21 protein-coding genes are annotated in these 18,990 nt (G+C 70.8%); 14 read left to right on the top strand and 7 right to left on the bottom strand.

The window, feature by feature from the left end; all coding sequences use genetic code 11:
• Positions 1 to 76 precede the first annotated feature (76 nt).
• From MRBLWH3_RS10140 to MRBLWH3_RS10125, 4 genes are all read left to right on the top strand, one after another.
• Positions 77 to 514, top strand: a complete 438-nt coding sequence (locus tag MRBLWH3_RS10140) for a TlpA family protein disulfide reductase (protein ID WP_363431296.1) — start codon at positions 77 to 79, stop codon at positions 512 to 514.
• Positions 507 to 1,049 (top strand): DUF4395 domain-containing protein, encoded by a 543-nt coding sequence (locus tag MRBLWH3_RS10135; protein WP_363431294.1) that lies wholly within the window; start codon positions 507 to 509, stop codon positions 1,047 to 1,049. The genes MRBLWH3_RS10140 and MRBLWH3_RS10135 overlap by 8 nt, the downstream gene beginning before the upstream one ends.
• 130 nt (positions 1,050 to 1,179) lie before the next feature.
• Positions 1,180 to 1,605, top strand: coding sequence for an OsmC family peroxiredoxin (locus MRBLWH3_RS10130; protein WP_363431291.1), 426 nt, complete (start codon positions 1,180 to 1,182; stop codon positions 1,603 to 1,605).
• The gene (locus MRBLWH3_RS10125; RefSeq protein ID WP_363431288.1) at positions 1,598 to 2,527 is read left to right on the top strand and encodes a TIGR01777 family oxidoreductase; all 930 of its coding nucleotides are present in this window, start codon (positions 1,598 to 1,600) and stop codon (positions 2,525 to 2,527) included. The genes MRBLWH3_RS10130 and MRBLWH3_RS10125 overlap by 8 nt, the downstream gene beginning before the upstream one ends.
• 14 nt (positions 2,528 to 2,541) lie before the next feature.
• Here the strand turns inward: MRBLWH3_RS10125 and MRBLWH3_RS10120 are convergent, their stop codons facing one another.
• A complete protein-coding gene (locus MRBLWH3_RS10120; protein WP_363431285.1) occupies positions 2,542 to 2,991 on the bottom strand; it encodes a hypothetical protein in 450 nt (149 codons plus the stop codon).
• Positions 2,988 to 3,803 (bottom strand): 4-hydroxy-tetrahydrodipicolinate reductase, encoded by an 816-nt coding sequence (locus tag MRBLWH3_RS10115; RefSeq protein ID WP_363431283.1) that lies wholly within the window; start codon positions 3,801 to 3,803, stop codon positions 2,988 to 2,990. Before MRBLWH3_RS10115 ends, MRBLWH3_RS10120 begins: the two co-directional genes overlap by 4 nt.
• Positions 3,804 to 3,874: 71 nt before the next feature.
• Here MRBLWH3_RS10115 and MRBLWH3_RS10110 point away from each other — a divergent pair, with 71 nt between their 5' ends.
• On the top strand, positions 3,875 to 4,348 hold the full coding sequence (locus MRBLWH3_RS10110; RefSeq protein ID WP_363431280.1) for a GNAT family N-acetyltransferase: 474 nt from the start codon (positions 3,875 to 3,877) through the stop codon (positions 4,346 to 4,348).
• 8 nt (positions 4,349 to 4,356) lie between these two features.
• Here the strand turns inward: MRBLWH3_RS10110 and MRBLWH3_RS10105 are convergent, their stop codons facing one another.
• The 3 genes from MRBLWH3_RS10105 to MRBLWH3_RS10095 form a co-directional block, all read right to left on the bottom strand.
• The gene (locus MRBLWH3_RS10105) at positions 4,357 to 4,959 is read right to left on the bottom strand and encodes a histidine phosphatase family protein (protein WP_363431277.1); all 603 of its coding nucleotides are present in this window, start codon (positions 4,957 to 4,959) and stop codon (positions 4,357 to 4,359) included.
• Positions 4,960 to 5,073: 114 nt separating this feature from the next.
• Positions 5,074 to 6,126, bottom strand: coding sequence for an aldo/keto reductase (locus MRBLWH3_RS10100; protein WP_363431275.1), 1,053 nt, complete (start codon positions 6,124 to 6,126; stop codon positions 5,074 to 5,076).
• Positions 6,127 to 6,420: 294 nt separating this feature from the next.
• Positions 6,421 to 8,700, bottom strand: coding sequence for a polyribonucleotide nucleotidyltransferase (locus tag MRBLWH3_RS10095; RefSeq protein ID WP_363431272.1), 2,280 nt, complete (start codon positions 8,698 to 8,700; stop codon positions 6,421 to 6,423).
• A gap of 330 nt (positions 8,701 to 9,030) precedes the next feature.
• Here MRBLWH3_RS10095 and MRBLWH3_RS10090 point away from each other — a divergent pair, with 330 nt between their 5' ends.
• The 3 genes from MRBLWH3_RS10090 to MRBLWH3_RS10080 are packed head-to-tail and all read left to right on the top strand — an operon-like array spanning position 9,031 to position 9,553.
• Positions 9,031 to 9,213: a DUF5302 domain-containing protein gene (locus tag MRBLWH3_RS10090; protein ID WP_342000495.1), complete on the top strand. Its 183-nt coding sequence runs from the start codon at positions 9,031 to 9,033 to the stop codon at positions 9,211 to 9,213.
• A 9-nt stretch (positions 9,214 to 9,222) separates the two neighbouring features.
• Positions 9,223 to 9,354, top strand: a complete 132-nt coding sequence (locus MRBLWH3_RS10085) for a hypothetical protein (protein WP_363431270.1) — start codon at positions 9,223 to 9,225, stop codon at positions 9,352 to 9,354.
• A 13-nt stretch (positions 9,355 to 9,367) separates the two neighbouring features.
• Positions 9,368 to 9,553, top strand: a complete 186-nt coding sequence (locus tag MRBLWH3_RS10080; RefSeq protein WP_363431267.1) for a hypothetical protein — start codon at positions 9,368 to 9,370, stop codon at positions 9,551 to 9,553.
• A gap of 47 nt (positions 9,554 to 9,600) precedes the next feature.
• Here the strand turns inward: MRBLWH3_RS10080 and MRBLWH3_RS10075 are convergent, their stop codons facing one another.
• A complete protein-coding gene (locus tag MRBLWH3_RS10075) occupies positions 9,601 to 11,052 on the bottom strand; it encodes a cation:dicarboxylate symporter family transporter (RefSeq protein ID WP_363431264.1) in 1,452 nt (483 codons plus the stop codon).
• Positions 11,053 to 11,234: 182 nt separating this feature from the next.
• Between MRBLWH3_RS10075 and MRBLWH3_RS10070 the strand changes: the two genes are divergently transcribed.
• The 4 genes from MRBLWH3_RS10070 (at position 11,235) to MRBLWH3_RS10055 (ending at position 15,369) form a co-directional block, all read left to right on the top strand.
• Complete coding sequence (locus tag MRBLWH3_RS10070) at positions 11,235 to 12,500, top strand: sensor histidine kinase (RefSeq protein WP_363431261.1); 1,266 nt, start codon at positions 11,235 to 11,237, stop codon at positions 12,498 to 12,500.
• Positions 12,497 to 13,189, top strand: a complete 693-nt coding sequence (locus MRBLWH3_RS10065) for a response regulator (protein WP_363431258.1) — start codon at positions 12,497 to 12,499, stop codon at positions 13,187 to 13,189. The genes MRBLWH3_RS10070 and MRBLWH3_RS10065 overlap by 4 nt, the downstream gene beginning before the upstream one ends.
• Positions 13,190 to 13,348: 159 nt before the next feature.
• Positions 13,349 to 14,716 (top strand): glutamate decarboxylase, encoded by a 1,368-nt coding sequence (locus MRBLWH3_RS10060; RefSeq protein ID WP_363431255.1) that lies wholly within the window; start codon positions 13,349 to 13,351, stop codon positions 14,714 to 14,716.
• Entirely contained in the window at positions 14,713 to 15,369 is a 657-nt protein-coding gene (locus MRBLWH3_RS10055; RefSeq protein WP_363431252.1) for a hypothetical protein, read from the top strand. Before MRBLWH3_RS10060 ends, MRBLWH3_RS10055 begins: the two co-directional genes overlap by 4 nt.
• Before the next feature lie 18 nt (positions 15,370 to 15,387).
• On the opposite strand, the gene MRBLWH3_RS10050 is transcribed toward MRBLWH3_RS10055, so the two are convergent.
• A complete protein-coding gene (locus MRBLWH3_RS10050) occupies positions 15,388 to 17,373 on the bottom strand; it encodes a glycosyltransferase (RefSeq protein WP_363431249.1) in 1,986 nt (661 codons plus the stop codon).
• Positions 17,374 to 17,512: 139 nt separating this feature from the next.
• On the opposite strand from MRBLWH3_RS10050, the gene MRBLWH3_RS10045 reads away from it, so the two are divergent.
• Positions 17,513 to 18,121 (top strand): DedA family protein, encoded by a 609-nt coding sequence (locus MRBLWH3_RS10045; RefSeq protein ID WP_363431246.1) that lies wholly within the window; start codon positions 17,513 to 17,515, stop codon positions 18,119 to 18,121.
• Positions 18,122 to 18,175: 54 nt separating this feature from the next.
• Positions 18,176 to 18,988: a DNA/RNA non-specific endonuclease gene (locus tag MRBLWH3_RS10040; RefSeq protein WP_414685400.1), complete on the top strand. Its 813-nt coding sequence runs from the start codon at positions 18,176 to 18,178 to the stop codon at positions 18,986 to 18,988.
• The last annotated feature ends 2 nt before the right edge of the window (positions 18,989 to 18,990 follow it).

Below are 18,990 nucleotides of genomic sequence, written 5' to 3'. Positions count from 1 at the left end.
GCCATCTGTTACATCGATCGCGTCATATTCACCGATTCGGCCTCCATTCAGGTGAAAGGGGTTAGCGTGATCTGCTGTGAACCTCGTCGGCGCCCTCATCACCCTCGCCGTGCTCCTCGCGGCGACGGTGGCGCTCGGTGTCTACCTGAACTGGCGTCAGTCGCGGGCCCGCCGCGATGTCGCGCACGAGGTCATCGAACCTCACCGCCTCGGCGCCGACGGGCTCGGCGAAGTCGCCACCCTGCTGCAGTTCAGCACCGAGCTCTGCGCGCGCTGTCCCGGCGTGCACCGGACGCTCGCGGCCATCGCCGCCGACCACGAGGGCGTGCGCCACCTCGATGTGGACCTCACGCACCGTCCCGACATCGCCAAGCACTTCCACGTGCTCCAGACGCCGACCACCCTCGTGCTCGACCGCAGCGGCGTGGTGCAGACCCGCTTCGGCGGGGCGCCCGGGCGCGACGTGCTCGAGCTCGAGCTGAACCGCCTGATCGCGGAGGACGCGAATGTCTGAACGAACGGATGCTGCAACCCCGCGCGGTATCGATCCCCGCGGTCTCCGCTTCGCGGCCGGCATCACCGCCGTGCTGCTGCTCATCGTCGTGTTCCTCGGACTCACCGGGCTGTCGACCGCGCAGACTGCGCAGGGCTGGGCGATCACGTCGGCGAGCGCCGCCGAGCGGTTGCTCGACCCCGCGTTCCTGCTGCTGCTCGTGACGACCCTCCTTTTCCTGTGGGGCGTCCTCTCCCCCCGCACCGCGCCGTGGGGCGTGCTTTTCCGTACGGTCGTCGCTCCGCGCCTCGCTCCGCCGACTGAGCTCGAGGACCCGCGCCCGCCGCGCTTCGCGCAGGGCGTCGGCCTCGTCGTCTCGGCCCTCGGCCTCGTGCTGCAGCTGTTGGGTGTGCCGTGGGCGCTCACCATCGCCGCCGCGGCGGCGTTCATCGCGGCGTTCCTCAACGCCGTCTTCGGGCTCTGCCTCGGCTGCCAGCTGTACCTCCTGCTGCAGCGCGCCGGCATCGTGGGCCGCGCGCGTCCCGCGTCGGCCTGAGGCCACGTCGGCCGTCCGCGGGCCGAGGGGCGCAGCATCCGGTGTCAACCCATCGCGGTACGGCAGCGGGACGCCATAGGCTGGCGCGAGACGCCCGGGATGCGGGCGCCCCGCCATCGAGGAGGCCCACATGACCGTTACCAGCGAAGCCACCACGCTCTGGAAGGGCGGGCTGTTCGACGGCTCCGGTGAGACCACCTTCGTGTCGTCGGGCATCGGCACCTTCCCCGTCAACTGGAAGGCGCGCAGCGAGGGGTCCACGTCGGTCACGACGCCCGAGGAGCTCATCGCCGCCGCGCACGCGTCGTGCTTCAGCATGGCGTTCTCGCTCGCTCTCGCCGAGAACGGCACTCCCCCGGAGTCGATCGACACGACCGCCTCGGTCACGTTCAAGCCGGGCACGGGCATCACCGGCAGCCACCTGAACGTCAACGCGGTCGTCCCGGGACTCGGGCCCGAGGACTTCGAACGTCTCGCAGAGGCCGCGAAGCGCGGCTGCCCCGTCTCGCAGGCCCTCGCGGGCATCGAGATCACCCTTGAGGCGACGCTTGCCTGAAGGCCGTCCGGCGGGTGACGACGGTCAGCGGGTCGTCGTCGCCGGCGCGTCCGGCCTCATCGGCCGGGCGCTGGTCGACAGTCTGCGCGCCGACGGTGTCGATGTGACGACGCTCGTCCGTCGGCCCCCGGAGAGCGCGCACGAGGTCGAATGGCTCACGACGCGCGAGCCGCTGGATCCGGCGATCCTCCAGGGCGCTCGTGCGGTGGTCGGTCTCAACGGCGCGAGCATCGGGCGGTTCCCGTGGACTCCGTCGTACAAGGGCACCCTGCTGTGGTCGCGCATCGCGCCGACGCGGGCGCTCGCACGCGCGGTGCGTGAGCTGGGCACGGATGCCCCGCATCTCGTCTCGGCATCGGCGGTCGGCTACTATGGCTCGCGACCCGGCGTCCGCCTCACGGAAGTGGCGTCGCGCGGCGAGTCGTTCCTCGCGGACCTCTGCGGCGAGTGGGAGGCCGCGGCGTACGGCGCGGGGACGGATGCTGCGGTGTCGGTGCTCCGCACGGCGCCCGCCGTGCACACCCACGGCGTGCTGAAGCCCCTGATGCTCCTGACGAAGCTCGGTCTCTCGGGACCGATCGGTCGTGGGACGCAGGCGTGGCCGTGGATCTCGCTCGAGGACGAGGTTCGAGCGATCCGCCACGTCATCGACGCCCGGCTCACCGGTCCTGTGAACCTGTCGGGGCCCACGCGCGCCACAGCGAACGACCTCGGATTCGCGCTCGCGGTGCGGATGAACCGCCCGTTCCTGCTGCGCGCGCCGGTGTGGGGCATGAAGCTCGTGCTCGGCGCGGACGCCACGGAGGCGATCCTCACCGCCGACGCCCACGTGGTGCCCGACGCCCTCGAGAAGTCGGGGTTCGTGTTCTCGCACCCGACGGTGGAGGACGCGGTCGTCGCAGCCGTGCCCGCGGCATCCTGACCCGCCCCGCGGGTTCAGGCCGCGCGGTCGGTCTTCTCGAGGCGGATGGCCGCCCGCACCGCCTCGCGCGCGCGCCGGCGGTCGCCGGCGGCGTCGTACGCGAGTCCGAGCCGGTACCACGCCCGCCAGTCGTCGGGGTGCGCCTCGACGTCGGCGCGGTACGCGGGGAAGACGGCGTCCCCGTCCTCGCGCATGACGCGGCCGCTCGGGCGCACCGCGACCTGCTCCTGCGGCAGCGCACCCTCGGCCTCGAGCCGCTTGCCGACCTGCTGCGCGCGCACACCGAACCACAGTTCGCGCCCGAGCGCCCACGCGGCGATGAGGGGAATGACGACGAGCGCTGCGCCCATGGCGATGCCGACGGGGTCGCCGCTCACGAGCAGCAGCCACGCACGCTGCCCGACCAGCGCGATGTACAGCGCGAGCAGCACCGCCATGACGGCGACGCCGATACGAGCGCTCATACGCCGGTCGCGCGGGCGACCTGGCCGGGCACTCCGCCCTCGTCGACGGGTCGCCCGTCGGGCTGAGCGGTGCGGCGGCCGATTCCGATGTCGATCAGGCTGTCGAGGCCGACGGTGACACCCGAGGCGTCGCGTGCGGCGGCGAGGGCGAGACGGATGCCGGGACCGTAGGCCTGCGCAGGCTCGACCGTGTCGTGCACGATCGCGAGCGACTCCCCCGCCCCCGAGAGGATCGTCTCCTGGCGGGCGACGACGCCCGGGCGGCGGAGCGAGTGGATCGGCACGCTCGCGACCTGCTGACCGCGGGCGCGCTGGTCGACGTGGGGCGACTCGACCGGGCCGACGCCGTCGCGCGCCGCGGCGATGAGCTCGGCCGTGCGCACGGCCGTGCCGCTCGGCGAGTCGATCTTGGTCTCACGATGCGCCTCGACGATCTCGATCGACGGGAAGAACGGCGCCGCCGCGGCGGCGAGGGCCGAGCCCAGCACAGAGCCGAGAGAGAAGTTGGGGATGAAGACCGCGCCCGTGCCTGCGGCCTCGACGAGCGGGCGTACCAGTGCGATGCGCTCGGCCGACCACCCCGATGTGCCGACGAGCACGTTGATCCCGCGCTCGATCGCGGCGCGTACGACCTCGATGGAGACCGCGGGCGTCGACGCGTCGACCACCAGATCGGCGCCCTCGAGTTCCGACAGCTCCGACCGGGACGAGAGGACCGCCGAGACCTCGAAGCCGGGTTCGGCCTCGACCACGTCGCGGATGATCGCGCCGAGCTTGCCGGTGCCGCCGACGATGGCCACGCGTGTCGTCATGCCTCCATCCTAGGCGGCGTTCCCGCGGCCAGCCGGGCCGGCCGGCGGTGACGTACGCCTACGCTGGAGGCGTGGTGACTCTCCGCCAATCCCCCGTCGACGCTCCCGACGCGCACGCCCTCCTGGCCGAGTACTTCCGGATCCGCACCGAGGGTTTCGCCGACCAGGGCGTCGCGTACCGCACGACCTTCCCCGACCCGGCGGCCTTCGTGCCGCCCGCCGGCGTCTTCGTCGTGCTCGACGATGACGAGGGCCAGGCACAGGGTTGTGGAGGCGTACGCCTCGTCGCTGAAGGGCCGCTCGGCACGCGGTACGAGCTGAAGCACCTGTACCTGCGGCCGGTCACGCGCGGGCGCGGATGGGGGCGACTGCTCGTCGAGGATCTCATGGAGCGCGCCCGCGAATTCGGCGCCGCCGAGCTCGTCCTCGACACGCACCACTCGCTCGAGGCCGCCGGCGCGCTCTATGCGCGCACCGGATTCGTCACGATCGAGCCGTACAACGACAATCCCAACGCCTCGCGGTGGTACGGGCGACCGCTTTGACCGCGCGGTCAGACGGGGTAGACCTCGGGAAGGCCGGTCCGCAGTTCGACGGGCAGGTGCGCGAGGTCGTTGTGCGACAGCAGCGTCCACGGACGGCCCTGCTTCTGCCCGATGACCGTCAGCCCGCAATGCGCCTGGTTGAGCGTCATCCAGCGCCAGTCGGGCGCCTGCAGCACCTCGCGTACGAACCACGCGATGACGAAGTTGTGCGTGATCAGGAGTTCGTGCACCTCGCCGCGCTTGCGCGCCAGGAACTCGCTCACCGCGTCCGACATCTGCGCGCGCCCGGCCTCGACCTCTGCCTCGGTGACCGAGCCGAAGAACGGCTCGAAGGCGGCCGGCGTCTCGTCGGTCATCCCCGTCGGCACGCAGTCGAACAGCAGCGCGGACGGCTCCGGGGTGAGCGACGGCATCCGCTCGGCGACCGCGCGAGCGGTCTGGCTGGCGCGCTCGAGCGGTGAGTGCCACAGGGCGTCGAACGGCACTCCCGAGAGCCGGTCCGCCAGCAGTGCGGCCTGACGACGACCGCGCGGCGACAGGGGTCCGTCGACGAGTCCGTGCTCGGCGTCCTGATGCTCGCCATGCCGCACGAGGTAGATGTAGTGCGTCACGCAGCTCACTCCGTCGGGGATCGCGTGCCCGGGGCAAAGGCACGTCCTCCACCCTACGATACGTCGTCGGGGCGCTTCACTGACTGTGGACGGCGAGTCCCATGTGGCGCGCGACTACTCCGAGGCGCGGCCGATCTCGGACAGCTGACCGCGGCTCAGGCGGACGCCGACGCCCTGGACGAGCTCCTCGACGTGCTGCGGCGCGTAGGCGTTCACGATCGGCGCCGTGACGAGCTTCTGGGACAGCAGCCACGCGACGGCGACCGCCGCGTCGGGCACCCCGAGCTCGGCGCCGACGCCGTCGAGCGCGCGCAGGGTGCGGCTCCCCCGGCGGTTGAGGTTGGCCGCGAGCTGCGCGCCGCGCACCGAGAGGGACCCGCGGATCTTCGAGCGCTGCCGTCCTGCGAGGAACCCGTGCTCCAGCGCGTGGGACGGCGTCACCGCCATGCCCTGCGCCCCCGCGACGAGGCGAAGATCGGCATCGAACTCATGACGGCGCAGCACGTTGAACGGGACGTCGAGCACCGCGATGCGGGGGTAGCCCGCCGACGCGAAGATGCGTGCCTCGACGAGCTGCGCGGCGCTGTAGCCGATGGCGCCGAGCGCCCGCACCTTGCCGGTCTCGACGAGCCACTCCGCCGTCGCGAGCGTGTCTTCGAGCGACGAGGCGCGATCTGTCGTCGCGTCGAGGTACAAGACGTCGATGCGGTCGGTGCGCAGGCGGTTCAGCGAGGCCTCGACCGCCCGCACGAGGTTGACCGGGCCGAGACCGGGATTATCGGCGTGGCCGCCGACTCGGACTGCCAGCACGATGTCGTCGCGGAGACCGCGGGACTGCAGCCATTGGCCGATGATGTGCTCGCTGCGACCACTCGAGTAGCTGTCGGCGGTGTGCACGGCGTTGCCGCCCAGCTCGGCATATGTGTCGAGGATCGCGTGGCTCGATTCGAGGTCGACGTTCCACCCGAACTCGGCCGCGCCGAGGATCAGCGGGAAGATGTGCGAGCCGCTCTCGCCCAGGGCGACGCGCACGTTGCTGCCGATGGACGGGCCCTGCACCGGGATCGGGGCGGAGGGGTGCGGTCCGCGCACGACGGCGCCGACCTGCGCGGACGCGGCATCTGGACTCGACGACGGGAGCGTCGAGTCAACGCCGAAGTAAGCCATGTGCCACCCCCTCACGAATCCCTTGGGGGATGCCGTGATCACTGTGCGCGCCCCCCGGCGCTTACACACAGGGTAGGCCAGTGCGGACAAGGCGCCGTTCACTGAGGCGAACTATGGACAAACATTACATAACGCTTTGGTCACGACGAGCCGATCCCCAGGGCTCATGTCCCCTGTTCGGCGGACAGTCTTCGTGCAGCGCCTAACGGACGACCTACGCCAGATGCCCGCCCCCTCGTGGGGACGGGCATCTGTCGTTCCTCGACCGGCAGACCGGAGGGGGAGAAAGGGGGTTCAGCCCTCGGCGGGGGCCTCCGGGCCCTCGCTGGCCGCTGCGCGACCCTCCTGGTCGGCGGCCTCCTCGAGGACCGGCTCGAGCGAGAGCTTGCCGCGGTCGTCGATCTTCGTGATCTTGACCAGCAGCTTCTGGCCGACCGAGAGCACGTCCTCGACGTTCTCCACGCGCTTGCCGCCGGCGAGCTTGCGGACCTCGCTGACGTGCAGCAGGCCGTCCTTGCCGGGCAGGAGCGAGATGAACGCGCCGAACGTCGCGATCTTGACGACCGTTCCGAGGAACTGCTCGCCGACCTCCGGGTTGGTGGGGTTGGCGATCGCGTTGACCTGGGCGCGGGCGGCCTCGGCCGAAGGGCCGTCGGTCGCGCCGATGTAGACGGTGCCGTCCTCCTCGATGGAGATCTGCGCGCCGGTCTCGTCCTGGATCGCGTTAATCGTCTTGCCCTTCGGGCCGATCAGCTCGCCGATCTTGTCGACCGGGATCTGCACGCTGATCACGCGCGGGGCGGTCGGCGCCATCTCGTCGGGGCCGTCGATCGCCGCGTTCAGCACGTTGAGGATCGTGAGGCGCGCGTCCTTGGCCTGCGTCAGCGCGGCGGCGAGGACCGACGACGGGATGCCGTCGAGCTTCGTGTCGAGCTGGATCGCGGTGACGAACTCGCTCGTGCCGGCGACCTTGAAGTCCATGTCGCCGAGGGCGTCCTCGGCGCCGAGGATGTCGGTCAGCGCGGCGTAGCGCGTCTGGCCGTCGACCTCGTCGGACACGAGACCCATCGCGATGCCGGCGACGGGGGCGCGCAGCGGCACACCCGCGTTCAGCAGCGAGAGCGTCGAGGCGCAGACCGAGCCCATCGACGTCGAGCCGTTGGAGCCGAGCGCCTCGGACACCTGGCGGATCGCGTACGGGAACTCCTCGCGGCTGGGCAGCACCGGGACGAGCGCGCGCTCGGCCAGGAAGCCGTGCCCGATCTCGCGACGCTTCGGGCTGCCGACACGGCCGGTCTCACCGGTCGAGTAGGGCGGGAAGTTGTAGTGGTGCATGTAGCGCTTGCTCGTCACAGGCGACAGCGAGTCGATCTGCTGCTCCATCTTGAGCATGTTCAGCGTGGTGACGCCCAGGATCTGGGTCTCGCCGCGCTGGAAGATCGCCGAGCCGTGGACACGCGGGATGACCTGCACTTCGGCGTCGAGCGGGCGGATGTCGGCCAGGCCGCGCCCGTCGATGCGGACGCCCTCGGCGAGGATGCGGCCGCGGACGATCTTCTTGGTGACGGACTTGTATGCGGCGCCGAACTCGAGCGTCGCGACCGCAGGGAGCTCGCCTGCCTCGACGGCCGCGAGCAGCTCGGCCTTGACGGCGTCCTTGATCGCGTCGTCGGCGTTCTGGCGCTCCTGCTTGTCGGCGATCTGGTAGACCGGCACGAGCTGGTCGTAGGCGCGACCGGCGACGAAGTCGTAGGTCTCCTGCGCGTAGGGGGGAAAGACCGGGTACGGCTGGATCTCCTTCGCGGCGGTGTTCGCCACGACGTTCTGCGCCGCGACGAGCTCCTTGATGAACGGCTTCGAGGCCTCGAGGCCCGCGGCGACGATCTCTTCGCTGGGCTTGGTGGCGCCGGCCTTGATGAGGTTCCAGCTGTGCTCGGTCGCCTCGGCCTCGACCATCATGATCGCGACGTCGCCGTCGGGCAGGACGCGACCGGCGACGATGAGGTCGAACACGGCCTCCTCGAGCTGCGTCACGGTCGGGAACGCGATCCACTGGTCGGCGTGCTCGCCGTGGCCCGGGATGAGCGCGAGGCGCACACCGGCGATCGGGCCGGAGAACGGCAGGCCCGAGATCTGGGTCGACAGCGACGCCGCGTTGATCGCGAGCGCGTCGTAGAACTCGCCGGGCGCGATCGAGAGCACCGTGACGACGATCTGCACCTCGTTGCGGAGGCCGTCGACGAACGACGGGCGCAACGGACGGTCGATGAGTCGGCAGACGAGGATCGCCTCGGTCGAGGGGCGGCCCTCGCGACGGAAGAACGAACCGGGGATCTTGCCCGCGGCGTACGAACGCTCTTCGACGTCGACAGTCAGCGGGAAGAAGTCGAAGCCCTCACGAGGCGACTTGCCGGCGCTGGTCGCCGACAGGAGCATCGTCTCCTCGTCGAGGTACGCGGCGACGGCACCCTGTGCCTGCTGCGCGAGTCGTCCGGTCTCGAACCGGACGGTACGGGTGCCGAAGCGGCCGTTGTCGAGAACGGCTTCAGCGGCGGTGATTTCAGGACCTTCCAAGAGGTCTCTCCTTCTTTGTTTAGGCTCGCACGCGCGTTTCGCGCACGAGCTTGTGCGAAGGAGCAGGAACAGGCAGATCTCGGCGCGCGGGAGTGCCGCGGGGTTCGCCAGCGCTGGTCACCAGTAGAAGAGCACCCGACGTCGACCGGCGGGGAATCCACCACAGGGGACCAGCTTCCTGCCGGCCTGCTCCACAGTGCCCATATGAAGCACAGTGCTCACATGTGGAATTGGGCGGTTGCCACACGGCAACCTTCCCAAGCCTATCAGCAGGGTTCCCGATAACCCCCCACCCTGGCGAGCGTCGGATGCCGCGCCTAGGGTGGGGGCATGAGCACCGACGAGAAGCCGGCGTCTGCGGCATCCGATGAGATGAAGCGAAAGTTCAAGGAAGCACTCGACAAGAAGAACGCGAACCACCGTCAGGGCGAGTCGCACATGGACGGCGATTCGGCCATCCACGGCACGCACGGGGCGGTCACGAAGCGCGAGTTCCGTCGCAAGAGCGGATAGGAGGAGGTCATGGTCTTCGACCCGACCTTCCACGAGATCTCGAACGAGGCCGAAGAGCTGCCCCACCTGGACGGCTCGGACGCCCCTCCTCTGGAGGGCGAGATCGAGGAAGACGAGCTGCCGCCGTACGGCGAGGACTGATCGTGAGTCGGCCATGAGCGACTTCCGTGAGCGCATCCCCGACGATGAGCGGGACGTGCCCGTCGACGACAGCGTGGAATTCGAGTTGCCGCCGCCGACGATCGATCCGCTCGAAGCGGTGGAGGACGACGTCGACGACCTCGAGTTCGAGGAACGCCAGGCGGCGATCGAAGCGGGCGAGATCAGCCCGGGCGAGTGAACGGGCGGGCGCGGGTTCGAGGACCCACGCCCGCCCGGCCTTCGCGCTCAGCGCGAGACCAGCTCCTCGCGCTCGCGAGCGCGGCGCTCCTTGGCCTCCGCCTCGGTGATCGCAGCCTCCTCGAGACCCTGCACGCCGACGGCGTCCGCGGCGGGCGACATCCCGTCGTGGCCGTCTCCCGACAGCGTCGTCTCGTCGAACGGCAGCTCGCCGGCGAGCACCCGGCGCGCGCGGGCGCCGTCGAACTCCTTCGTCCACCTGCCGATCAGCACCGTGGCGACGGCGTTGCCGGTGAAGTTCGTGAGTGCGCGGCCTTCCGACATGAACCGGTCGATGCCCACGATGACGCCCACGCCGTTCACAAGGTCGGGCCGGTACGCCTGCAGACCTCCCGCGAGGGTCGCGAGGCCCGCGCCGGTGACGCCCGCCGCACCCTTGGACGCGATGATCATGAAGACGAGCAGGCCGATCTGCTGGCCGATCGACATCGGGGCGCCCATGCCGCTCGCGATGAACAGCGACGCCATCGTCAGGTAGATGGCGGTGCCGTCGAGGTTGAACGAGTAACCGGTCGGCACGGTGATGCCCACCACGGGCTTGGAGACCCCGAGGTGCTCCATCTTCGCGATGAGGCGCGGCAGCGCCGACTCGGACGACGACGTGCCGACGATGAGCAGGTACTCGCGCGCCAGGTACTTGATGAGGCTGAAGATGTTCACGCGGGTGACGACGTAGAGCAAGGTGCCGAGGACACCCACGATGAACAGCACGCACGTGATGTAGAACGCGATCATCAGTGTGCCGAGGGCCCAGATCGCGGCGATGCCGGTGGTGCCGACGACCGCGGCGATGGCGCCGAACGCGCCGATGGGCGCGAGCCACAGGATCATGCCCAGGATGCGGAACACCAGCGCCTGCAGGTGCTTGACGGCGTTCATGATCGGCGCGCCCTTGTCGCCCATCTGCTGCAGCGCGAAACCCACGAGAAGTGCGATGAAGAGGACCTGCAGCACGCTCTCGCCGGTGAAGGCCGAGAAGAAAGTGGTCGGAATGATGCCGAGGATGAACTCCTGCGTGGTCTTGGCCTCGGAGGTCGCCTCGTACGTGGCGTTCGCCATGTTGAGCCCCTCGCCCGGGTGCAGCAGGTTGCCGACGACGAGGCCGATGGCCAGCGCGAACGTCGACATGACCATGAAGTACAGCAGCGCCAGGCCGCCGATCTTGCCGACGGTCGCCGCCTTCGCGATCGACCCGACGCCCACCACGATCGTGCAGAAGATGATCGGCGCGATCATCATCCTGATGAGGGCGACGAAGCCTTCGCCGAGCGGCTTGAGGGCGACGCCGACGTCGGGCCAGACCAGGCCGACGATCGCTCCCAGGACGACGGCGGCGATGACCGAGAGGTAGAGCCAGGTGTGCTTGTCCCACGCCTGCTTGCCGCGCCTCCAGTTGAAACCGGGGAGCGTGAACGACGTGGTGCGGGTCGAGAGAGCCATCATTGCCTCCTGCGGGATGAAACGGCGGTGTTCCTCGGTGCCGCTCGAGAGTGCGGCGTGTGAGACAGCGTGCTCGCCCCGCGCGTCGGCCGCGATTTACGGTCGTATTGGTCGCGCGTCCCGACGCCCCTGCAGCGCCGTCCACGGCGAGGATGGATGCGGCGGCATCGACGAGGAGAGCCATGGCAGCGAGGACGACGCAGGGCAGCGCGGCATCGCGCGTGTTCGTCGTCGTCGCCCTCACGGCTGCCGTGATCGTCGCCGCCCTCGCAGCGGTGCTCGTCGTCGACGCGGAGCGCTCCGAGCGGAATGAGGCGGAGGAGGTGACGCGGGCCGTCGCGTCGTCGCTGGCGTCCCTGCCGGATGTCGCGGAGTCCCTCCGCGCTCCGGCCCCCTCCGAGACCCTGCAACCGCTCGCCGCGGACGTGATGGCGCGGACGGGCCTCGACTTCGTGACGATCATGACCCCGGACGGCACCCGCGTCAGCCACCGCGACCCCGCCGAGATCGGCCGGCACTACCTCGGCACGATCCCTGCCTCGCCGCGCGTGTTCACGGAGGAGTTCACCGGCACCCTGGGCCCGTCGGTGCGGACGATCGTGCCGGTGACGGCCGACGGCGAACTCGTCGGGTGGGTCTCGGTCGGCGTCACCATCGGCAGCATCTGGTCGAAGATCCTGCCGCGACTGCCTTTCGTCGTATCCATCGCGCTCGCGCTGCTCGCGGCGGGCCTGGTCGGCGCGTGGCTCGCACGACGCACGACGCGGCGCGTGGCGGGCGACCTGCCTGCCGGCACGATCCGCGACGCCGTCGCGTCATACGAATCGGTGCGCACGCTCGGTGAGGCCCTGCGCGCGCAGACCCACGAGCACGGCAACCGCATGCACGCCGCGGTGTCGCTGCTCGAGCTCGGCCGCACCGGCGAGGCGATCGAGATCCTGACCGAGACGTCACGACAGTCTCAGGCGCTCGTCGATCAGGTCGCCGCACGTCGCGGCGGCGACCCCGCGGTGGGGGCGCTGCTGCTGGGCAAGGCGGCGCAGGCGCGCGAGCGCGGCATCGAGTGGTCCGCCGAGATCGACCCGGACGCGCCCCGCAGCGTGCTGACGCCGGTCGACGCGGTCTCTGTAGTCGGCAACCTCATCGACAACGCGATGGATGCGGCGGCCGCCGGCGGCGCGCCGCGCTGGGTGCGCGTCGTGTTCGGCACGACGGCCTCCTCCCCGGGGGCCCTGCGGATGGAGGTGTCGGACAGCGGCACCGGGGTTCCGGAGGCGCTGCGTGAGCGAATATTCGAACACGGGTTCTCCACCAAGCCCGGCGGAGCCGAGGGGCGAGGCGTCGGCCTCGCGCTGGTCCGCTCGATCGTCACGAGTGCGGATGGCGCGGTCGAGCTGCACCGGGAACCCACCGCGTTCGTGGTGACCGTGCCGGCGAGGGCGACATGATCCGGGTCCTCCTCGTCGATGACGACGCGCTCACCCTCGAGCTGCACCGTGACTACCTCGCGCGCTTGGACGGCTTCGAGGCCGTCGGCGAGTGCACGGGTGCGCGCGCGGCGATCGACGCCGTGCTGGAGCGCGCTGACGAGATCGACCTCGTGCTGCTGGACGTCACGATGCCCGACGGCACCGGCCTCGATGTGCTGCGTCACGTGCGCGCGCGCGGCGCAGCCGTGGACGTCATCGCGATCACAGGAGTCCGGGACGCCGACGTCGTGCGCCAGATGGTCTCGCTCGGGGTCGCACAGTACCTCGTGAAGCCGTTCACCTTCGCGGTCTTCCGCGAGCGCCTGGAGCAGTACAGCGAGTTCCGGCGACGTGCGGCGCAGGCCGCGGGGGCGCCGACGCAGGCCGAGATCGACGCCCTCCTCGGGGCGCTCCGCCCGGCGACGCCGGTCGCGCTGCCAAAGGGCCTCTCGGCGGACACGCTCGCCCGCATCAGCGACGAGGTGCGCGAGCGCGGGCCGGTCTCGGCTGCGGAGGCCGCGGAACGGCTGGGCATGTCACGCGTGGCCGCGCGCCGCTACCTCGAGCACCTGGTGACCGAGGGCCGCGCGCAACGCGCAGCCCGCTACGGCACGCGCGGACGACCGGAATCCGAGTACGCGTGGGCGCAGCATCCGTCCGTTCCCTAGGCGAACAGACACGGAACATCCCGCTCTCACGCGAACTGAGGGATGACGGCGCGTCCTCCGCGGTATAGCTTCGGCACCGAAGGGACCGACCGGGGGTGCGGTGAATCGCACACTCCGACGCGCACCCGCGCGTCTGGTCCGCCCACCGATGGAGGATGCATGTACCAGGACGAGGCACTCCAGCCCACCTTCACCCGAGCCGGCGAGGCGACGACCGCGAGGTACAACGTCATCCCCGAGGGGGAGATGCTGCCCGAGACGGCGTACCGCGTCATCCGCGATCAGACGATGCTCGACGGCAACGCACGGCTGAATCTCGCGACGTTCGTCGGGACGTGGATGGACGACTACGCCAACCGGCTCGCCGTCGAGTCCGCCGACAAGAACATGATCGACAAGGACGAGTATCCGGCCACGGCCGCCATCGAGGAGTGCTGCTGGCGCATCCTCGGCGACCTGTGGAACGTGCCCGACAACGACGATGTGATCGGCACGTCGACGATCGGGTCGTCGGAGGCGTGCATGCTCGGCGGCCTCGCGCTCAAGCGTCGTTGGCAGCACGCTCGCCGCGCCGCGGGGAAGTCCACGGAGAAGCCGAACCTCATCATGAGCTCGGCGGTCCAAGTCTGCTGGGAGAAATTCTGCAACTACTTCGACGTCGAGATGCGGCTGATCCCGGTGACAGAGGCGAACCCGCTCATGGACGGCACGGGGCTCGAAGACTACGTCGACGAGAACACGATCGGCGTCGTCGCGATCGTGGGTGTCACGTACACCGGCGCCTACGAGCCGGTGAAGGCCATCGCCGCGAAGCTCGACGAGATCCAGGCGAAGACCGGGCTCGACATCCCCATGCACGTCGACGGGGCCTCGGGAGCCATGATCGCGCCGTTCCTGCAGCCCGACCTCGAGTGGGACTTCCGGGTGGAGCGCGTGCAGTCCATCAACACGTCGGGCCACAAGTACGGACTCGTCTACCCGGGCGTCGGGTGGGTGGTGTGGCGCAACGCCGCGGCACTGCCCGACGACCTCGTCTTCAAGGTCAGCTACCTGGGCGGATCCATGCCCACGTTCGCCCTCAACTTCTCGCGCCCCGGCACCCAGGTGCTGCTGCAGTACTACCGGTTCCTCCGCCTCGGCCGTGCCGGCTACACCGCGATCCAGCAGGCTTCGCAGGACGTCGCCGTGTACCTGTCGTCGGCGATCGCCGGGCTCGATGCCTACGAGCTCCTGAGCGACGGGACCGACATCCCCGTGTTCGCCTGGCGGCTCACGCCGGGCCACACCGACAAGTGGACGCTCTACCACCTGTCGGAGCGGCTGCGGATCAAGGGATGGCTCGTCCCCGCCTACCCGCTGTCGGGCGAGCTGTCGGATCAGACCGTGATGCGCATCGTGTGCCGCAACGGGCTCAGCCGCGACCTCGCCGAGGACCTCCTGAAGGACATCAAGAGCGAGACCGAGTTCCTCGACTCGCTCGGCAGCCCCATGCCCCATCCCGGCATCGGTCCCAGCTTCCACCATTGAGCGCGCGACGACCTGTCGATCCGGCCGCGCGGCGGATCCGGCGTCTCCGACGGGAGTCCTGGGGCTTCGCGGTCGGCTCGGCGCTGTTCTTCCTGGGGGTGGTGCCGCCCTACGCCGCGTGGGCGGGTCCGGTCGGCGCGAACATCACGTTCTTCGCCGGCTCGATCTTCTTCACCACGGCGGGGCTCATCCAGCTCCTGCTGAGCGGGCGCACGACGCCCGACGCGCGCATGAACCGGGCGGATCGCGCGGACTGGTGGGCGGCGGCGATCCAGTTCGCCGGCACGCTCCTGTTCAACGTGTCGACCGCGGCCGCCCTGATCGCCGCGATCGTCGACCCGGACTACGTCGGCGCCGGGTGGCGGCCGGACGCGTTCGGCTCGGTCGCCTTCCTCGTCTCCAGCGTGCTCGCGGTGGTCGCGACGAAGGACCGCGGAACGCTGTGGGACCGCGACGCCCGCACGTGGCACGGCACCGGCCTCAACCTCCTGGGGTCGATCGCGTTCGGCATCTCGGCGGTCGCGGCGTTCGTCGTGCCATCCACCGGCGAGCTGCTGAGCCCACTGTGGGCGAACCTCGGCACCGGCGTCGGCGCGCTCTGCTTCTTCGCGGCGGCCCTCCTCGCCCGCCGCACGATCGGCGAGGCGGAGTGAAGGTGCGGAACGGATGCCTCAGCCGGCGTGCACGCGAGCGGGTACGTCGCCGGGGCCGCCGATGAGCACGTAGTGGGCGTGCTTGGCGACGAGCCCGTCGCCGGCCGTGCGTCCGTGCAGGCGCCGCCACACCCACGGCAGGGCGTCGCGCCGCAGCCACGTGCCGGGCAGCACCTCATCGTCGTCGGCGTGCAGGCTCGCGTCGAGCTCCCCGAGGGCCTCGGCGTCGGGTACTCCGAGCGCCTCGGCCGCGCGGTACGCGAGGTACCGGTGACCGCGCGGGCGCAGGTGCACCTTGTCGTCGGCCCAGAGATCGAGGTCGCCGATCGCGGGGAGCCCGCTCCCATCGAGGAACGCGTCGGTGTCCAGCAGCACCGCGCCCGTCGCCGCGGCGATGCGACGCAACTCCGACGAGAACACCGCGAACCGGCGCGCGAACAGCAGCGCCGGCCGCCGGCGCGGAAGGAACGGCGTCACGAGGAGCACATCGATGCCGGCCCCGCGCAGCGCCCGGACGGCGTGCTCGAGGTCGCCGGCCACGGCGATCGGGTCGACGCGGCGAGCGACGAGGTCGTTTGCCCCGATGAGGATCGAGACCAGCTGCGGCCGAAGGGCGAGGGCGTGTGGGAGCTGCTCGCTCACCACGTGCCGCACGCGGCGGCTCCGCACGGCGAGGTTGGCGTAGCGGAACGGCTGGCCGGAGCCACCGGCGTGCGCGAGCAGCTGCGCGAGTCGGTCCGCCCAGCCGCGGTACCGCCCTGCCGGCATGCGGGAGGCGTCGCAGAGTCCCTCGGTGATCGAGTCCCCGAGCGCGACGAACCGCGACCACTCGCGCCGCGGTGCGGGCATCGGCACTGCCGGCCGGGTCCCCCCGCGCTGGGGTTGCGCGTCGTCGATGGGGCGCAGCATCCGTGCCTCGTCGTAGTGCTCGACCAGGCGGCCGCACAGCGCGTCCCACGTGCGCTCGCGCACCGATTCGCGGGCCGCCGCCGCGAAGGCGCGTCGCTTGCCGTCGTCGCCGACGAGGTCGGCCACCCGCGCGCGCAGGTCCGCGAGGTCGCCCGGGCGGTAGAGCCAGCCATCGACGCTGGAACGCACCAGGTCGACCGGGCCGCCCACGCCGGTCGCCACGACGGGCACGCCGCTCGCCAGTGCCTCCTGGATCGTCTGGCCGAACGTCTCGCTCTCTCCGGGGTGCACGAACACGTCGAAGCTCGCGAGCGCCTCGGCGAGCGCGGGCCCGGTGAGGTGCCCGGTGAAGACGGCGTCCGGCAGCGCGCGCTGGAGTGCGGGGCGCGCCGGCCCGTCGCCGACGATGACGAGGCGGGTGCCGGGCAGCCCGGCGAGCACGGCGAGATCCTCGACCTGCTTCTCCGGGGCGAGGCGGCCGACGTAGCCGACGATCGTACGGTCCGGCGCGATGCGCGTGCGCCACTGGTCGCTGCGCCGCTCGGGGCCGAAGCGTTCGATGTCGACGCCGCGGCCCCATCGACGCAGGCGATCGACGCCGAGGCCTTCCAGCTGCCGCACCGACGCGGACGACGGCGCCAGGGTGAGGGTCGCGCGCCGGTGCAGGCGCCCGATGTGGCGGCCGACGAGCGCGGCGGCCTGCGGCATCCCATACTTCTGCGCGTATGCGACCACGTCGGTCTGGTACACGGCGACCGTCGGCACGCGGAGCGCGTCGGCGGCCGCGAGGCCCTGCCAGCCGAGCAGGAACGGCGAGGCCAGATGCACGACATCCGGTCGGAACTCGCGGAGGATCGCCGTCAGCCGCGCAGCGCGCGCGAACACGACGCGGACCTCCGGATACGACGGCAGCGGCGCCGAGCGCAGCAGCTCGGTACGGGCGCCGTGGAGATCGGCGGTGATCTCACCGGCGCGCGGTGCGATGACGAGCGTCTCGTGTCCTTCGGCGGCGAGGTGCCGGAGGACGTGGAGCACCGACCCCGTCACCCCGTTCATGTGGGGCAGGAACGATTCGGCGAGCAGTGCGACTCTCACACCTCCAGGGTGACGGGACGGACGGGGACGGATGCCGCGATCCGGCGTCCCCGCGAAAGAGTTCACCGGATGCACCGCGGCGGGTCACCGGACGTGCCCCGTTCGGTCGCCGTTCACCCCGGGCGGCTACCAAGAGGACATGGCCGAGGACCTGCTCACCACGGTGGCGTCGAGCGCGTGGGCGCTGCCACTGCTGTTCGTGCTCGTGCTGGGCGACGCGTTCCTTGTGGTGATCCCGGGCGAGGCTGCGGTCACCGCGCTGGGTGCCCTGGCCGTGTCGCAGGGCGAGCCGGCGCTCGTGGCGATCGTGCTCGTCGCCGCTGTCGCCGCGCTCACGGGCGACGCGGCGTGCTACGTCGTCGGCCGAACCATCGACCTCGAACGATGGCGCTGGATGCGTACGTCACGCGTCCAGACGGCCTTCGCGTGGGCGCGGCTGCGTCTGGAGCGTCGCGCGGCCCTGGTGCTGTTCACCGCCCGGTTCATCCCGTTCGCGCGGCTCGCGGTCAACCTGACGGCAGGAGCGACGCGACTGCCGGCGCCCCGATATCTCGCGGTGGCGGGACTCGCAGCGCTCGCGTGGGTGATCTACCAGGCGCTCGTCGGAGCCGTCGTCGCGACGCTGGTCCCCGGCGGCCCTGTCGTCGCCGTCGTGGTGTCGGTGTCATTCGCGGTCGGACTGGGTCTCGCCATCGACGCCGTTCTCGCCCGGCGGCTGGGCGCCAGGAGGGCGACCGAGGGTGAGTGACCGAGCGCGTCGCGTGATGTCGCCCGGTGGCGACATGATGGGGCTGTGGCAGATGTGACCTCGGACGCATACGACGACGCCTTCCTCGGCATCCCACTTCCGCTCCCCCGTCCCGCTGACGGGCGCGACGTGCGAGAGCTGACCTACCCGCGGTTCACCGTGCTGCTCGATCCCGAGCGCCGGCTCGCGGCCGTGACGGGAGTGAACATCGACGGCGCGGCTCTGCAAGATCCACCGCGGACCGGAGATTGGAATCTCGATCCTCGGATCCCCGCGGCGGAGCAGGCGGGGCCAGGGGTCTACTCCTCGAACGATCTGGATCGCGGGCACCTGGTGCGCCGCCGCGATCCCGGCTGGGGCACGGAGCAAGAGGCCCGCCGGGCGACGGAGGCGACGTTCACGTACCCGAACGCGGCGCCGCAGGCGAGCGGGTTCAACCAGTCGAAGCAGCTGTGGCTCGGCCTCGAAGACCACGTGCTCGAATTCGCCGACACCACCGACGAGCGGATCAGCGTCTTCACCGCACCGGTGCTGAACGACGACGACCCGCCGTACCGCGGCATCCGTGTCCCGCGCCGGTTCTTCAAGGTCGCCGCGTGGACGACGCGGGAGGGCGGGGTGCCGCGCCTCGCGGCTGCGGGGTTCGTGCTCGACCAGTCGGAGCTCATCGACCTTCGTGAGGGCGTGCTCGATGTGCCGACACTCGGCGCCTTCCGCACGTTCCAGGTGCGGATCGCCGACATCGAGGAGATGTCGGGCGTCGATCTCGGAACCCTCGTCGACGCGGACGTGCTGGCGACGACAACGGTTCGCGGAGGGAGCGCGTGGCGCCCCCTCCGCGAACCGGAGGATCTCGTTCTCGGCTGAGG

The sequence above is a fragment of the Microbacterium sp. LWH3-1.2 genome, from assembly GCF_040675855.1.
In the GTDB taxonomy this organism is placed as follows: domain Bacteria; phylum Actinomycetota; class Actinomycetes; order Actinomycetales; family Microbacteriaceae; genus Microbacterium.
Note: the sequence above shows the minus strand (reverse complement) of the source record. Positions and strands in the feature narration are given on the sequence as shown.

Excerpts from the sequence above, each read along its gene's own strand:
- MRBLWH3_RS10135 (WP_363431294.1), top strand. The coding sequence starts at position 507 with ATGTCTGAACGAACGGATGCTGCAACCCCGCGCGGTATCGATCCCCGC.
- MRBLWH3_RS10130 (WP_363431291.1), top strand. The coding sequence starts at position 1,180 with ATGACCGTTACCAGCGAAGCCACCACGCTCTGGAAGGGCGGGCTGTTC.
- MRBLWH3_RS10120 (WP_363431285.1), bottom strand. The coding sequence starts at position 2,991 with ATGAGCGCTCGTATCGGCGTCGCCGTCATGGCGGTGCTGCTCGCGCTG.
- MRBLWH3_RS10115 (WP_363431283.1), bottom strand. The coding sequence starts at position 3,803 with ATGACGACACGCGTGGCCATCGTCGGCGGCACCGGCAAGCTCGGCGCG.
- MRBLWH3_RS10100 (WP_363431275.1), bottom strand. The coding sequence starts at position 6,126 with ATGGCTTACTTCGGCGTTGACTCGACGCTCCCGTCGTCGAGTCCAGAT.
- MRBLWH3_RS10090 (WP_342000495.1), top strand. The coding sequence starts at position 9,031 with ATGAGCACCGACGAGAAGCCGGCGTCTGCGGCATCCGATGAGATGAAG.
- MRBLWH3_RS10085 (WP_363431270.1), top strand. The coding sequence starts at position 9,223 with ATGGTCTTCGACCCGACCTTCCACGAGATCTCGAACGAGGCCGAAGAG.
- MRBLWH3_RS10080 (WP_363431267.1), top strand. The coding sequence starts at position 9,368 with ATGAGCGACTTCCGTGAGCGCATCCCCGACGATGAGCGGGACGTGCCC.
- MRBLWH3_RS10075 (WP_363431264.1), bottom strand. The coding sequence starts at position 11,052 with ATGGCTCTCTCGACCCGCACCACGTCGTTCACGCTCCCCGGTTTCAAC.
- MRBLWH3_RS10070 (WP_363431261.1), top strand. The coding sequence starts at position 11,235 with ATGGCAGCGAGGACGACGCAGGGCAGCGCGGCATCGCGCGTGTTCGTC.
- MRBLWH3_RS10065 (WP_363431258.1), top strand. The coding sequence starts at position 12,497 with ATGATCCGGGTCCTCCTCGTCGATGACGACGCGCTCACCCTCGAGCTG.
- MRBLWH3_RS10060 (WP_363431255.1), top strand. The coding sequence starts at position 13,349 with ATGTACCAGGACGAGGCACTCCAGCCCACCTTCACCCGAGCCGGCGAG.
- MRBLWH3_RS10045 (WP_363431246.1), top strand. The coding sequence starts at position 17,513 with ATGGCCGAGGACCTGCTCACCACGGTGGCGTCGAGCGCGTGGGCGCTG.